Source organism: Aminobacter sp. P4_D5, assembly GCF_056401815.1.
The window spans coordinates 1-13,795 of sequence record NZ_JBFUIP010000154.1; the positions used below are offsets into that span (position 1 = coordinate 1).

At 57.6% G+C, this 13,795-nt stretch carries 12 protein-coding genes and 1 pseudogene; 7 read left to right on the forward strand and 6 right to left on the reverse strand.

Going from position 1 to position 13,795, the window contains the following annotated elements; translation table 11 throughout:
• Positions 1–311 (forward strand): DUF2721 domain-containing protein (locus tag AC1DWF_RS24685; RefSeq protein ID WP_476842150.1); only part of this gene is annotated, 311 nt, incomplete at its 5' end.
• Positions 304–2,568, forward strand: a complete 2,265-nt coding sequence (locus AC1DWF_RS24690) for a multiheme c-type cytochrome (protein WP_476788342.1) — start codon at positions 304–306, stop codon at positions 2,566–2,568. The genes AC1DWF_RS24685 and AC1DWF_RS24690, both read left to right, overlap by 8 nt.
• A 24-nt stretch (positions 2,569–2,592) precedes the next feature.
• Here the strand turns inward: AC1DWF_RS24690 and AC1DWF_RS24695 are convergent.
• A pseudogene (locus tag AC1DWF_RS24695) lies at positions 2,593–2,838 on the reverse strand (transposase); the annotation flags it as partial.
• On the reverse strand, positions 2,825–2,959 hold the full coding sequence (locus tag AC1DWF_RS24700; protein WP_476786776.1) for a hypothetical protein: 135 nt from the start codon (positions 2,957–2,959) through the stop codon (positions 2,825–2,827). The pseudogene AC1DWF_RS24695 and the gene AC1DWF_RS24700, both read right to left, overlap by 14 nt.
• Positions 2,960–2,997: 38 nt before the next feature.
• Here AC1DWF_RS24700 and AC1DWF_RS24705 point away from each other — a divergent pair, with 38 nt between their 5' ends.
• Entirely contained in the window at positions 2,998–3,213 is a 216-nt protein-coding gene (locus AC1DWF_RS24705) for a hypothetical protein (RefSeq protein ID WP_476786775.1), read from the forward strand.
• A 1,341-nt stretch (positions 3,214–4,554) separates the two neighbouring features.
• Here AC1DWF_RS24705 and AC1DWF_RS24710 read toward each other — a convergent pair.
• The 4 genes from AC1DWF_RS24710 to AC1DWF_RS24725 form a co-directional block, all read right to left on the reverse strand.
• Positions 4,555–5,382: a glycosyltransferase family 2 protein gene (locus tag AC1DWF_RS24710; RefSeq protein ID WP_476788343.1), complete on the reverse strand. Its 828-nt coding sequence runs from the start codon at positions 5,380–5,382 to the stop codon at positions 4,555–4,557.
• 26 nt (positions 5,383–5,408) lie between these two features.
• Positions 5,409–6,332 carry a Gfo/Idh/MocA family protein gene (locus AC1DWF_RS24715; RefSeq protein ID WP_476786206.1) on the reverse strand — a complete coding sequence of 308 codons (924 nt, stop codon included), beginning with the start codon at positions 6,330–6,332 and terminating at the stop codon, positions 5,409–5,411.
• Positions 6,325–6,867, reverse strand: coding sequence for a dTDP-4-dehydrorhamnose 3,5-epimerase family protein (locus tag AC1DWF_RS24720; protein WP_476786207.1), 543 nt, complete (start codon positions 6,865–6,867; stop codon positions 6,325–6,327). The genes AC1DWF_RS24715 and AC1DWF_RS24720 overlap by 8 nt, the downstream gene beginning before the upstream one ends.
• A gap of 653 nt (positions 6,868–7,520) precedes the next feature.
• A complete protein-coding gene (locus AC1DWF_RS24725; RefSeq protein WP_476842151.1) occupies positions 7,521–8,801 on the reverse strand; it encodes a glycosyltransferase family 4 protein in 1,281 nt (426 codons plus the stop codon).
• A gap of 561 nt (positions 8,802–9,362) precedes the next feature.
• Between AC1DWF_RS24725 and AC1DWF_RS24730 the strand changes: the two genes are divergently transcribed.
• The 4 genes from AC1DWF_RS24730 to AC1DWF_RS24745 form a co-directional block, all read left to right on the forward strand.
• Positions 9,363–10,790: a phosphomannomutase gene (locus AC1DWF_RS24730; protein ID WP_476842154.1), complete on the forward strand. Its 1,428-nt coding sequence runs from the start codon at positions 9,363–9,365 to the stop codon at positions 10,788–10,790.
• Positions 10,787–12,202 (forward strand): mannose-1-phosphate guanylyltransferase/mannose-6-phosphate isomerase, encoded by a 1,416-nt coding sequence (locus AC1DWF_RS24735; RefSeq protein WP_476785412.1) that lies wholly within the window; start codon positions 10,787–10,789, stop codon positions 12,200–12,202. The genes AC1DWF_RS24730 and AC1DWF_RS24735 overlap by 4 nt, the downstream gene beginning before the upstream one ends.
• An 87-nt stretch (positions 12,203–12,289) precedes the next feature.
• Complete coding sequence (gmd, locus tag AC1DWF_RS24740) at positions 12,290–13,270, forward strand: GDP-mannose 4,6-dehydratase (RefSeq protein WP_476842152.1); 981 nt, start codon at positions 12,290–12,292, stop codon at positions 13,268–13,270.
• A gap of 33 nt (positions 13,271–13,303) precedes the next feature.
• Positions 13,304–13,795, forward strand: a 492-nt coding sequence (locus AC1DWF_RS24745; RefSeq protein ID WP_476842153.1) for an NAD-dependent epimerase/dehydratase family protein, incomplete at its 3' end; no start/stop codon positions are given.

Consider the following 13,795-nt stretch of genomic DNA (forward strand, 5'->3'; position numbering starts at 1 on the left):
TTACTGACCGGCTGCGCAGTCTGAACCAGATCGCCAATGACGACGTCGCGCGCGTCCGGCTGAAAACGGATATCACTAGGCTGAGACGGCGCGAGATACTTCTGCACCAATCGCTGCAATTGGCGGTAACAAGTGGCATCACCATCACAGTGCTACTTCTGTTCGGTTTTGCTGTGACCTTTTTGGGGGATCGCCACGAGCCCGGTGCCGGCGTGCTGTTTGTCGTGGCACTAGTTCTGCTGGTAGGTTGTCTGCTCCGTTTTCTTCAGGACGTAAGAATTTCCTTGAGCGAGTTCGACCATCATGATTGAGCCGCGCAGAGCAGCCCATTTCCTGGCGGCGTTAGGCCTTTTGATCGCATTTTTTATCCCCCCACTCGCCTCGGCAGCAGAGACGACTGTTTCTACATCCGACCAGCTTATCTCAATCCATGACGGATTCGTCGACGAGGGCCGATGTGCCTCCTGTCACTCGGATCAGGCGGCTGCCTTCGTCAAATCTAACCACGCAAAGGCGATGGCCGTCGCGGACGACAAGACAGTGCGCGGAAACTTCGATGATGCCAGCTTTGAGCATGACGGCATCTTCACGGCATTCTTCAAGCGCGGGGGGCTGTACTTCGTACGTACCGAGGGCAGCGATGGCAAGGAAGGCGAGTTCCAAGTCAAGTACACCTTTGCCTATGAACCGTTGCAGCAATACCTCGTCGACATCGGCGGCGGCCGGCTGCAGGCGCTCGATATTGCGTGGAACACCAACAAACAGGAATGGTTCTGGCTTGGAACGAGCAAACCCGCAAAGCCTGGCACGACCTTTCATTGGACCGGTCCGTTCTATCGCTGGAACCGAACTTGCATCGACTGCCACTCCACCGATCCGCAGGCGAATTTCCAACCGGCGACGGGGCAATACAAATCAAGCTATGTCGCGACAAGCATTGGATGCCAGTCCTGCCATGGCGGCGGTGCGAAACATGTTGAATGGGCCGAGGCCGGGGCTCTCCAATCAGTCGACGGCGTGGGCCTGGCCCCAATTGACCAGAATGTGTGCCTTGCGTGCCATGCCCGACGCACCAAACTTCTTGGCGGTTACGGTCCGGGCAAGGCCTTCCTCGACCATTTTTCGCCCAACCTTCTGCGCCCGGACCTCTACTTTCCCGACGGTCAAATCCTTGACGAAGTGTTCGAGTACGGCTCGTTTCAGCAGAGCAAGATGGCGATAGCAGGTGTCACCTGCCTAGACTGTCACAAGCAGCACGAAACGACCCTCAAGGCTGACGGCAACGCTGTGTGTACGCAGTGTCACGCCGAGATAAAGTCCCAGCGATTTGTGGGCTTCGATCCAAGCGGCGTTTTCGATTCGCCGACGCATACGCGCCATGCGGCAGGTTCCGATGGCGCTCTCTGCGCCAACTGCCACATGCCTGAGCGTACGTTTATGAAGGTCGACCCGCGGCGTGACCATTCACTCGTCGTTCCACGGCCCGACTTGTCGATAGCCTTTGGCACTCCGAACGCCTGCACGACCTGCCATGCAACTCAGACGAACGAGTGGGCGGCTGATAAGATGGACAAATGGTACGGCGCGAAGTGGCGTCAGCGTCCGACGATTGCCCATGCTTTCGCAGGCGCTGCGAAAAGCGATCCGGCCGCGATCGAAGCATTGCGATCGCTTGTTGCTGACCGGGAACAGGCGGGCATCGTCAAAGGCAGCGCGATCGAGGCGATGGGTCGACTCGGCGGCGAGGCCGTCATCGGTGATGTGATGGCCGCGGCGGCGAGTCCCGATCCGCTCGTCCGACTGGGTGCTGCGCAGGCCGCTAGCAACCTTTCGCCTGAACGACGACTGGAGGCCATCGGCCGGCTCCTTGCCGATGAAACGCGTGCTGTTCGGGTGACCGCCGTGATCGCTCTCGGTAATACGCCGACGGCCGACCTGCTCGGCGAACAACGCCGTACCTTCCGAGCTGCGCTGGAGGATCTGCGCGCCTACGTGGAGGCAAATGTGGATATGGCTGAAGCGCAGAACAACTACGGCCTCCTTCTTATGGGACAACGTCAGGCGGAAGAAGCGGAAGCTGCTCTGCGTCGCGCCATCTCGCTCGACGGCAGCCTCGCTGGCGCGCACGCCAATCTGGCGGAACTTTACCGGGCGACTGGACAAAACGACAAGTCTGAAAACACCTATGTCGACGCAATCAAGAATTTGCCAGAGGAACCGCTGCTCCGGTATGGCCACGCTCTTTCGCTGGTGCGAATGAAAGATATGATAGGCGCAATCAGCGAACTTGAGGCGTCGGTGCGGCTGGCTCCGGCTAACGCCCAATACCGAACAACGCTTGCCGTCGCGCTCGACTCGGTCGGCCGCACGGACGATGCTTTCAATGCCCTCAGCCAGCCGCTTCCAAACGCTTCTGCCGACGCGAACCTGCTAAGCACAGCTATACAGTTTGGACTCAAACTCCGCCGCTACCCCCAAACATTGACGTTGGCTGAAGAACTTGCCCGCCTTCAGCCGGGTAATAAGCAGCTTGCAGAGTTGATCCTCCAACTGCGCAGTGCTCAGTGACTGGGATCTGCTCCGGACGGCCGCCCAGGCTGCGTTGCTGTCCTCGTCTCGGATGTTCCGGGTGAACGTCTGCCCTCCCAGCCCGCGCTGGCGGATCGCAAGAGCGCACAGACTCTTGATGTTCTGGTATTTCTTGCGGCGGCGGCCGATGCGATCCTCGCCCTTGTTTTCAGGACAGATGTGGCCGCCAGCGTACTTGCCGTCGATCTCGACCTCGCCATCGAGCACCATCTCCTCCCTGCGCCAGGCGATGGCCTCACGCAGTTTCATGAGCAGAAACCCGGGCCGTCTTGTATTGGACGCCGATTTCACGCGAGAGCTGCAGCGCGGCCTTGCCTTTCACCGAGTTCGCCGAGAACCAGATGGCGACGAGCATCGTCTTGAGGCTCAACTTGCGAGCATGGAAGACCGTGCCTGAGGTGACGCTACTTGGACGATTTGCTGATCGTTCCACTTGGTATTGCGCTAGCGATCCGCGTCATCCCCCATGACCTGATGATTGAATTCAGGAACGAAGCCAACCAGCGCAACACGCGCCCGGTCAGGCTGAAAAGCGCAGCAAAATCAACGTCATTGGTTTCCAATGGGCCCTGCCGGAACCCATCAAAAGCACCGGAACAAACCGCGAATTGGAAACCGTTTTGACGCTTGTTTTTGAGGTCATCCCGAACATCTGCCCTTTGCACTGGAGCAGTGAAGGCGCTGCCACTTCGGCGCGAGGCGCCTGTTCCAGAGCGTCCTTGAGGCTTAGCGCCCATGCCTGAATATCACTATTGCCCTACTGGGCGGCAAAGGCCGTGGTACCGACTGTCAGAGTGCTTATGAGGCTGGCGAGCTCGACTTTAACGATCTGCTCGCCAAGAGCCCGACTGCGGCGTTACCAATATCTGCGAAACCACGAGCAAGCATTGGGCGCGCCTGGCTGGGCGTCGACAACCGCTGCATCGTCCCCTTCACAAGCTTTGCCGAACCCTACGGAAGGTGACAAAGATCCAGACACCGGCCAACGCCGGAACTACTGGTTCGCGTTGAACGAAAGCCGCCCCCTCGCCGTCCTTGCAGGAATGGGACGTCGTGGCGGGGGTGCATCCGCGACGGTCTCCTTGAAAGGGAAGTGTTCGGCTTCTTGACGACCGATCCGAACAGCGTCGTCGCGCCAATCCATAAGAAGGCGATGCCGGTTTTCCTCACTACGCCTGAAGAAATCGATACCTGGCTGACAGCGCCATGGCCGTAAGCAAAGCGCTCCAACGTCCCTGCCCGACAAATTTCGGACCATCGTCGACAAGCCGCCGCTCCCCCCCACTATAGATGCGCAGATGTCGTTATTTGAGGATTGGTTGGCAAAAACCGCCCCGGTGCCGAGACGGCTACAGGGGAACTCTCAGCGATGCTTTGCGTTATGAGCCTGACGTCTGCGCAAACGCACGGCGCGGGAGGAGTTCCATATGAACAACATTATTTATCTGGTCGGCTTGGTAGTGATTGTTTTGGCGGTGCTGGCGTTTTTTGGCATCCGATAGTAGCGGCCCCCTCACGCTGAAGCGCGCCATGCATCTCAGCGCTGGTCGCCGCGAAAGCGATGCTTGGACGCATGAGATCAAATACGACGGCTACCGGCAACTGTATTGTTTCAGGCTCTGAAGGCTGTGTTTGATCGGATCAGCGCATCGAGGGTGACGAGGATTTTTCGGGCCCGTCACTAGGTAAATAAACCGGGCGGCAGCGAGCAGCCAGGTTACCGAATAAAGCGAGCGCGCTTCTGGCAATCTTGACGACGATCGCCCCGAAGATCCAGAAGTTCAGGGAAACTCGCAATTGCGTTCTGGAACTTCATGGGTAAGCACCTGCTTAAGTCCATCAAGAAGCCAGCGACCTCGCCTACCAGCGACCAGACTAGTAACACAACGCCTTGAGGCAATCTCTGGGTGTAACCAGCCTTCAAGCCAATTCGAGTGACGCTTATGGACGATGGCGTTGGCCCGATCAAGACGGGGGCCCATTTCGCACCCATCGGACAAGCTGGAGGCCGAATTGCATCGCTTCGCTGGCGAGGCGATGCAACAAGGGGTCGACGGAGGGCTCCCACCCCTCATGGGCCTTGCGGATGGCTGCTTCGAGTTCCATCCGCAGGTCGGGACTATTGCGGCGCTCGAACAGGTCGCGCAGTTCGGCGATCCGCTGCTCTGCCGTCCAGTCCGTTCGCAATGGCGATGCGATGTGGATCGAGGTGGCATTGAGCCCGGAGGCGAAGCGCAAATCCGGCTGACGCAAGAATTTCCGCCACATGAACTGGTCGGTATAAATATCAGTTGGCGCCGGACTCCAGCCTACGGGCAGCGCGCGATACGCATTCATGCGGTGGCCGCCGACGGTCAGTCCGAAGAACGCGGCCTCGCCATCTCGCACTTTACGCCAGCAGTCGGGTTCAGCAAAGCTTCCGCCGTAAACGACGAACTCGTTTTGGCCATGCACATTGATCTGCACCATGTGCCCGAAGTCACATTCCTTGAGCAGCGTGGCCAGGCTGGCGAGGTGGTTGCGCAGCCAAAGATCATCGTCGCCGCAATACGCGACGATATCGCCACGCGCTTCTTGCAAAGCGACATGCCTGTGTGCCTCACCGTGGCGCTGTCCCTTCGGGAAATCGAAATAGCGGATGCGCCGATCTTTTCGCGCAAAGGACTCTACGACGTCGCGCGTTTCCGCCGATGCGCCGTCGCCCACCACAAACAGTTCGAAGTTGGAGCATGTCTGCTCCTGGATGCACCGCAGCGAATAGCCTATCAGATGCGCATGGTCGTGCGTCGGCATCAGGATGGTCGCGGCTGGCTTCCGTCTCACGCCGGAAGCCCTGCTTTGCGCCGGATGTCGCAGACACGCTCAACGATCAATGCACCTTCGGCAACCGAACTCATAGGCGCTGGCCCACCGCGCAGATGGCGCAGAAACACCGCAAGTTCGGCCTTTAGCGGCATGTCGTTTTCGAACGGTACCTTGATCTCTGGCGCGCTGAGATTGTCCGGGCTCCCCTGCCGGAGGATTAGGTGGTCGTCGAGGCTTCCGTTCAGCGTCACCGTGCCGCCACTACAGGCCAGGATCACCGAACGGCGATTGACCGGATGATGGGCCGAGGTTTCGATGACCACGCGCGGTCCGCCAGTTCGGCCAAGCAAGGCCACAAGACCGCTGGAAGCCGGACCAAGCCCGTCGGCGAATGCCGTTTCGACTGGCGGCACGTCGCCCAAAACATGCAGGCAGATCGACAGGTCGTGCGGCAACAGGTTCCAGATCGGATCGACCTCGTTATGGGTCATCGACCAGCCGAGCCGGTAGAGTCTCAATCCCACTACGTCGCCGATTTCGCCGCTTCTTGCATATTGCGCGATGCGCTCGATGCCTGCGTGGTAGCGCCATTTGTCCATGACGAAGATATGATTCGGCGCCGTCTCGGCGAGCAGCTGTGCCGTCGCCAGGTCGGATGTCAGCGGCTTTTCGACGAACAGGGGAATGTTGCGCGGCAAGAGGCTGAGCAGAACCTCGCCATGGTTGTCGCTTGGCGTAGCGACGACAGCCCCTTCGACCTCGGGAAGTTCGGCCAGGCTCGAGACGATCTCGTCGGCGCCGTTGGCTTCGGCGTTGGCACGCGATTTCTCACCAGGTGCCACGCACGTAACCCGTGCGCCCAGCGCTTTCAGGTCGCTCAGAATCAGCTTGCCCCAGCGACCACAGCCGACCAGCCCGACATGCGGCACGTCAGTCATGTCGAGCTCTCAGCTGCTCGCGCACCGCAAGGTATTGCTGCGTCATCTCATCAGCACTGCCAGCGCTCGTATCGCGTGGGGACAGTGCGGGATCGCGAACCTGCCAATCAAGGCCGAGCGCGGGGTCATCCCAGCGGCAACCGATCTCGTCCACCGTGTTCCAGTAGTGCGACACCGAATAGCACAGGCTGGAAGGCTCTGGAAAATGGAAGCCGTGCGCGACACCTTGCGGGATGAGCGCTGCCTGCATCTTGGATCCCTTGAGCGTAACCGTCGTTGCCATGCCATGGGTTGGTGATTCCGGTCGGATATCCGCAAGCCCAAGTACCAACGTGCCTTCCAGGCAGACAAGGTAGTCCGAGTGGACGACATGGACATGCACGCCACGCAGTACATTGGCCTGGCTACGTACGAAGTTCCATTGCACGGGCTCGATCCCGCTATCCCATTGCTGTCGGAAGATCTCCGTCAGGTCGCCACGTTCATCGCTATGTGTCGTCAGGTCGCGAACGACGCATCCCAGCGGTAGTCTCATCGTGAATATCCTTGCCCGATTGCGCCTGGGCGCAATCTCCTTTCCCCGCCGCGATTGGCAACGTTGGCCCTGTATCTGTCTAGTCGATGCCGAAGGCAATGCCAAAGTAAGCACCGCTCGCTCGGGCGTGAGGATCGCCAACGTTCCAAATCCGGGCCGCCTGCTATTAGAAACGTGGGCTACCTGCCGTTCACGTAGGCTGGCGGGCAGCTGCGATTCCATCTGTTCAGCCGGTCATGACGTGGAAGGCATCATCGGAACGACATCGCCTCTAGACTCTGGAAATAAACTTCCCACGAAATCGACAACTGCTTTAGGACGGTCCAACGCCAATGCGCCCCTGCGGAGCTTTTTTCGTACCGATCGCATCATGCTCGCGGGCCGACTTATCCCGGAATATGCTTTTCATTCGCGTGTCGCCCACATTCTTCGACATGGAGGCAGGTGTCGTCGCGTATTCGGGTGATCTTGATCGTGGCGAAGCGCGACCTGGTGGCTATTCTTAAGGCAGAGCTCGACCTCCCCGGCATTCAAGGCCCATTATCTCGACAATATCTGCGATGAGAGGGCCGAGCGAGCGTCGCCCGGCACGATGCGTATTTGATGTGCTCGACAGCTGGTCGCATAGACGACCTCGATATCGATCGAGGAGCCTAGCTGCCCATTTCCGATATCGCTTTCGCCATGGCCCGGCCGACTACGTCAGGAGAAAAGCGACTTTCGATGTTTTCCCTCGCGAGCGATGCTCGTTGCTTAGCGAGCCCCGGTTTGTCGTAGATTAACCGCAGGCTATCAACAAAATAGTCAAGATCCGGCTCGGCCCACACCTGGTTTTCGCCGTGCGGATACGCGCCAGGCGGCACATCCACTAGGCTAAAAGGCGACAAAAAGCTGTTCTCGGCGGACATGAATTCGAGATTACCGGAGTAGCCAGTCGCAATGACAGGCTTTCCGCGGGCCATACATTCGGCGAGAATCAAGCCAAAACCTTCACTGCGATGGGGTGAGATAAAGACGTCACACGCGCTTTGAACAAAGTCGATAGCGCCTTGGTCTATTCTGCTATCCATAACGACTAAACGCGCGTCCAGCGCCGCAAGCCGGCGAATTTCACGCGCGGCAGCATTGTCGGCGGTCGACGAGTGCGTCTTGATAACAAGCGTGGTCGGCTRCCCTGAATGAGAGGACGGAAAGGCGTCCATAAAAGCCTTGACCGCACCCAATGGGTTCTTTCGCTCAGCATAAGATGCAAGATCGAACATCGTGAGGACTGTGAACGATTCTTCTGGGAGCCCCAGGCGGCGCCTGGCATCGAGCTTGTCGATCAGGCGAACCGAGAGGGCTGGCGCAACTATCCTTACATTGGTGTGAGCCGCAGCAACAGACTGTCGCGTGAACTCGGAAGCTACCCAGATTTCGCTCAATTTCGACGCTTCGTCTCGCCACGGCGCGGGCAGCGAAGGCAACTCCCAATACCACTCACCAACTCGATATTTCGAACGCCAAAAACGCTGTTTGGTGTACATATCCAATGACGAATAAATATCTGGGTTAGCAAACAATATTGCCTTGCCATCTATTTCATCTGAATTTCTGATATCTTCGTTGTCTAACGGCGGAAGATAATCATCCACGCCTTCTATATTTAAATGTGCTGGACGCAATTCTGTGGTCTGCAGTGCGGCAAGGCGTGAGCGGGCGATCTGGCCAAGACCTTTTGGCGATCGGAATAGCCCGAAGAATACAACATCGTGGCGAATCGACGGATCACTAGGATTTTGACGTTCCAGGATTTCGGAACTCTCCGTTGAAGGAGCCCCAGATCGACAGCTGACTTTCCTTTTCAGCCGCCGAGTTGCCGACTTCCTGCCTCGCAATAGGCTGATCAGCAGCTGCTGGGTAAGGAAGCGAGCACCAGGAATGGTGTGATCCAAGACTATGATCCCTGAGCGGGCCATCTCACGGTAGAACCAGTCTGCGAACCTTCCCTTGAAAATGAGCCGGGCAACCCAAACCCGAAACCATACCCATCGCGAAACCGTTTCATCGGATCCCATTTTGGGGGATCTACCTTCGGTCAACATCTCGACTGCCTACCATTTTCTTGTTCGTGCTCACGTTCGCACCCGGGCCGTTATACGTATCGCAATGGCCCGGCATATTCTCATAAGCGACAAATCGCCTCCCGGATTGAGTTGCCCCAGTTTTTGTCCTGCGTTGAGCACACTGAGTAGCGGTCGACACTACCTTGCCAGTTTGAATTACGGCAAATGGGAGAGTCTAGTCTTGGAGCGATGTTCCATTTCTCATGTCTCCCAACCAGTCGCGAATGGAGGCACTTAGCGGAATAGTCCGACATCCGTCGCCAATGCAACGTGATCTCACCAGGCTATAGGTCGATTGTATTCTCAATTAAGATTCGCTAGACGGCCATAGCGGATGGGCCCAAGATTTCAAAGATGCCTGCCGGGCAAACATCGCCTGGGCAACAATGGGTGAATATGTCTGGATTGAAATTTGGAACCAGCGGCCTCCGCGGACTTGTAGTCGAGTTGGACGATGGGGTGTGCGCGGCGTACACTGCGGCCTTTTTGAAGCATGTGGCTGCGCCGCCAGGCGCACGTTTCCTCATTGGCTATGATTTGCGCGCCAGTAGCCCTCGCATAGCGAAAGCTTGTGCGGAGGCTGCGAAGGCCTTCGGCATGGCAGTCGAAAATTGCGGTCCGCTACCTACCCCTGCACTGGCACTGCGGGCGCTTACCCTGGAAGCCCCGGCAATCATGGTAACAGGCAGCCATATCCCCGCTGACCGCAACGGACTCAAATTCTATCGTCCCGACGGCGAGATCGAAAAGGCTGATGAGGCCGGAATCCTAYCTTTCCTGGGCGTCGAAGTGCCGCCTGTAGAAATGCCCGAGCCCGTCGACATCGTCGGACATGCTCTTGAAGCATATGGCGCACGCCTGGACGGCCTGCTTGGTGCTGGCGCCTTGGAAGGCCGGCGCATCGGTGTCTATCAGCACAGTTCGGTAGCGCGAGATTTACTGGTCGATATCCTGGCGCGGGCTGGTGCTGACGTCGTCGCCCTTGGCCGCTCGGATATCTTTGTTCCAGTCGACACGGAAGCTCTGCGCCCAGAAGATATCGTGTTTGCCAAGGAGGCGAGCAAGATACATCGCCTAGACGCGCTAGTGTCAACCGACGGCGATGCGGACAGGCCGCTGATCGCCGACGAAAACGGCCACTTTTTACGCGGCGACGCCATCGGTCTGCTTACCGCGCGTTTCCTGGGAGCTGACGCGGTTGTCACGCCGGTAACATCGAACACCGCAACCGAGCTCTGCGGCATGTTCAAGAAGGTTTATCGGACCAAGGTCGGCTCACCGTACGTCATTGAAGGAATGATTTCGGCCTGCAACGACGGCTTCCAACGGGTCGTCGGCTTCGAAGCGAATGGCGGTGTGCTTTTGGGATCCCCGCTCGCGACCAGCGGTGGGCAACTGGMTGCACTTCCAACCCGCGACGCAATTCTGCCCATTTTGAGTGTGCTTGGCATGGCCGCCAAAGAGGACGTGACAGTTTCTGCCTTGCTACGCACCGTTCCGCAGCGCTTCACATGCAGTGGCCGGATCGAACACGTCAACACAGAAGCTAGCGCTCCGTTTTTGCAAGGCCTGCTCGACGTTGACCAAAGAAGAGGGTTTTTCGCAGAGCTCGGCACGATCCTGGAATGCGACAACATTGACGGCATACGGGTCAAGTTTTCGAACGCAGAAGTCATCCACTATCGCGCATCAGGCAACGCTCCGGAATTGCGCTGTTACGCTGAAGCCGCATCGGAGCAGCGCTCAGCTCAAATTTTGCAATGGGGACTGCGCAGTGCCGAAGGCGTGTTGCGCGCAAAGGAAATAGGTCACGAATGAAGATCATCCCGACAATCATGAGCGGTGGGGCAGGTGCCCGGCTCTGGCCGATTTCGCGCGAGACGCACCCCAAGCCCTTTATCAAGCTCGCTGACGGAGCTAGCCTGCTGCAGCATGCCTTCCTGCGTGCTGCAACGCTGACGGATGTCGAACACGTTCTGACGATCACCAATCGCGAGTTGTTTTTCAAGACAGAGGACGAGTATCGCGAGCTCGACCGTACGGATATCGAGTGCACTTACCTGCTAGAGCCGATGGGGCGTGATACGGCCGCCGCCACAGCGATCGCAACGCTTCATGTCCAGCAGGTTTTCGGCGACGACGCCATAATTGTCCTGTTTCCTGCCGACCATATGATCCGCAACGTCGTTGCGTTTCGTGAAGCTGCCGCAAAGGCTATCGACTTGGCGCAAAGTGGCAGGCTGGTCACTTTCGGTGTCACTCCTGAGTATGCCGAAACTGGCTATGGCTACATTGAGGCCGACGGGTCGGATGTGGTTCGTTTCGTCGAGAAGCCCGACAGCGCGCGGGCCGGGGAATATCTCGCCTCAGGCCGTTTTTATTGGAATTCCGGCATGTTCTGTTTTTCAGCGCGAACGATGGTCGGGCTGATGGAAAAACACTCCCCTGAAATTCTTGAAGCATGCAGAAAGAGCATTTTCAGTTCGGCACGCTCGCCTGTGACAACCGGTACAAAGCTCGAGATTGACCGTGAACTCTTCGCGCAGGTCCCGAAAAACTCCATCGACTATGCCGTGCTCGAAAAGGCTGACAATGTTGCGGTCGTGGGCTGCGACATTGGCTGGAGCGATATCGGTTCGTGGAATGCTCTTGGCGATCTCATCGCCCCCGACGCATCAGGCAACAGATCGAACGGCGACACCGTCCTTGTCGGCACAGAAAATTGCTTTGTCCACAGCACAGACCGGCTTGTTGGCACGGTTGGTGTCAAGGACCTGGTGATTGTCGAATCTCCCGATGCTGTGCTGGTTGCCCACAAAGATAGCGTACAGAATGTGAAACAGCTGTTTTCGCATCTAAAAGAGAATGGACACGCAGCCCACAGCTTGCATCGGACCGTGCACCGGCCATGGGGTACTTACACCGTGCTCGAGGAGGGCGAACGCTTTAAAATCAAGCGGATCGAGGTAAAGCCCGGAGCCAGTCTGAGCCTCCAGATGCATCATCATCGCTCTGAACATTGGGTGGTTGTCAGCGGCACGGCAAAAGTGGTCAACGGCGACCGGGAGCTTATCCTAACCACGAACGAGTCGACCTATATCCCTTGCGGGAACAAGCACCGGCTTGAAAACCCTGGTATTATGCAATTAGTGATGATCGAAGTTCAAAGCGGCGATTACCTGGGTGAGGATGACATCGTTAGATTCGAGGATGTCTACGGTCGAAGCTAAAGTTGAGCATTCGATCGGTACAACCTTAGTACGCAAACAATTCTTGCGGTTCCATAGGGACGCAATAGACCCAAGCGGAGAGTTGAATTGGCCAAGAAAGCGTTGATAACCGGTATTACAGGACAGGACGGGGCCTATTTGGCAGAGCTGTTGCTCGGCAAGGGCTATGAAGTTCATGGCTTGGCCCGCCGTTCGAGTTCCTCCGATGTGAACTTGACCCGCCTCGAATGGCTGGGAATTGCGCGAGACGTGCGCATTATCGACGGTAATTTGCTGGACCTCTCCGGCTTGGTTCGCACCATACGCGAAGTAGCACCCGACGAAGTCTACAATCTCGCAGCACAATCCTTCGTTAAGTCGTCTTGGCAGCAGCCCATCCTGACAGGCCAGGTGACCGGTCTCGGCGTCACCAACGTGCTTGAAGCTGTCCGTTTGGAAAAGCCTGACGCGCGCTTTTATCAAGCATCGTCGTCTGAGATGTATGGCCTTATCCAGGAACCGATGCAGTCTGAATCAACGCCTTTCTATCCGCGATCACCCTATGCCGTGGCAAAACTCTACGGCCATTGGCTGACGGTGAATTATCGCGAGAGTTTTGGCCTGCACGCATCAAGCGGCATACTTTTCAACCACGAGTCGCCGTTGCGTGGCATTGAATTCGTAACGCGCAAGGTTACCGACGGCGTGGCGCGCATCAAGCTAGGATTGGCGAAGGAGTTGCGCCTTGGCAATATCGACGCCAAACGTGACTGGGGTCATGCGAAGGACTATGTGCGCGCGATGTGGCTGATGGTGCAGCAGGAGGTGGCCGAAGACTACGTCGTTGCCACTGGCGTAACTACGACAGTGCGCGACATGTGCAAGATCGCCTTTACCCATRCCGGCCTCAATATCGACGATCATTTGATCATCGATCCAGCCTTTTTCCGCCCCGCCGAAGTCGACGTMTTGCTGGGCAATCCGCAAAAGGCGAAGTCCAAGCTCGGTTGGCAGCCAGAGATTTCCCTCGAAAAGATGATCGTGGAAATGGTCGAAGCAGATCTGAAGCGCTTGGCAAGGCTCGTCTAATGGCCGGCTGCAGCGATGTGATGAAGCTCTGACATGCCAGCTGAAAACCGTATCCTTGTTACCGGTGCGACTGGCTTTGTGGGCGGCTGGCTTCAGCGCGAGCTGGCGGCGCGCGCGCAATCGACAAGGTTAGAGGTTTTCGCTGCAGGCCACGGGAAATCCGGCGCCAGAAACCTCGATATCACTGACTATGATCAGGTTTCTCGTCTGATCCATGAGGTTCGGCCCACAGCCGTAATTCACCTGGCGGCCGTAGCCGCGCCAGCGGAGGCCCGCGATGCGCCCAAGCGGGCTTGGGACGTTAATCTGAATGGAACGATGAACCTTGCCTACGCGGTGCTGGAGAGTGCTCCCGAAGCCCGTTTCGTCTTCACGAGCAGTTCCGAAGTTTATGGGGCGTCGTTCAACGACGTGCCTGGCGCGCCCGTCACAGAAAACGCCGTATTAAAACCGATGAATGTGTACGGCGCAACAAAGGCGGCGGCGGACATTCTCGTGGGGCAGCTGGCTCGTGACGGCCTGAAG

Excerpts from the sequence above, each read along its gene's own strand:
- AC1DWF_RS24690 (WP_476788342.1), top strand. The coding sequence starts at position 304 with ATGATTGAGCCGCGCAGAGCAGCCCATTTCCTGGCGGCGTTAGGCCTT.
- AC1DWF_RS24710 (WP_476788343.1), bottom strand. The coding sequence starts at position 5,382 with ATGCCGACGCACGACCATGCGCATCTGATAGGCTATTCGCTGCGGTGC.
- AC1DWF_RS24715 (WP_476786206.1), bottom strand. The coding sequence starts at position 6,332 with ATGACTGACGTGCCGCATGTCGGGCTGGTCGGCTGTGGTCGCTGGGGC.
- AC1DWF_RS24720 (WP_476786207.1), bottom strand. The coding sequence starts at position 6,867 with ATGAGACTACCGCTGGGATGCGTCGTTCGCGACCTGACGACACATAGC.
- AC1DWF_RS24735 (WP_476785412.1), top strand. The coding sequence starts at position 10,787 with ATGAAGATCATCCCGACAATCATGAGCGGTGGGGCAGGTGCCCGGCTC.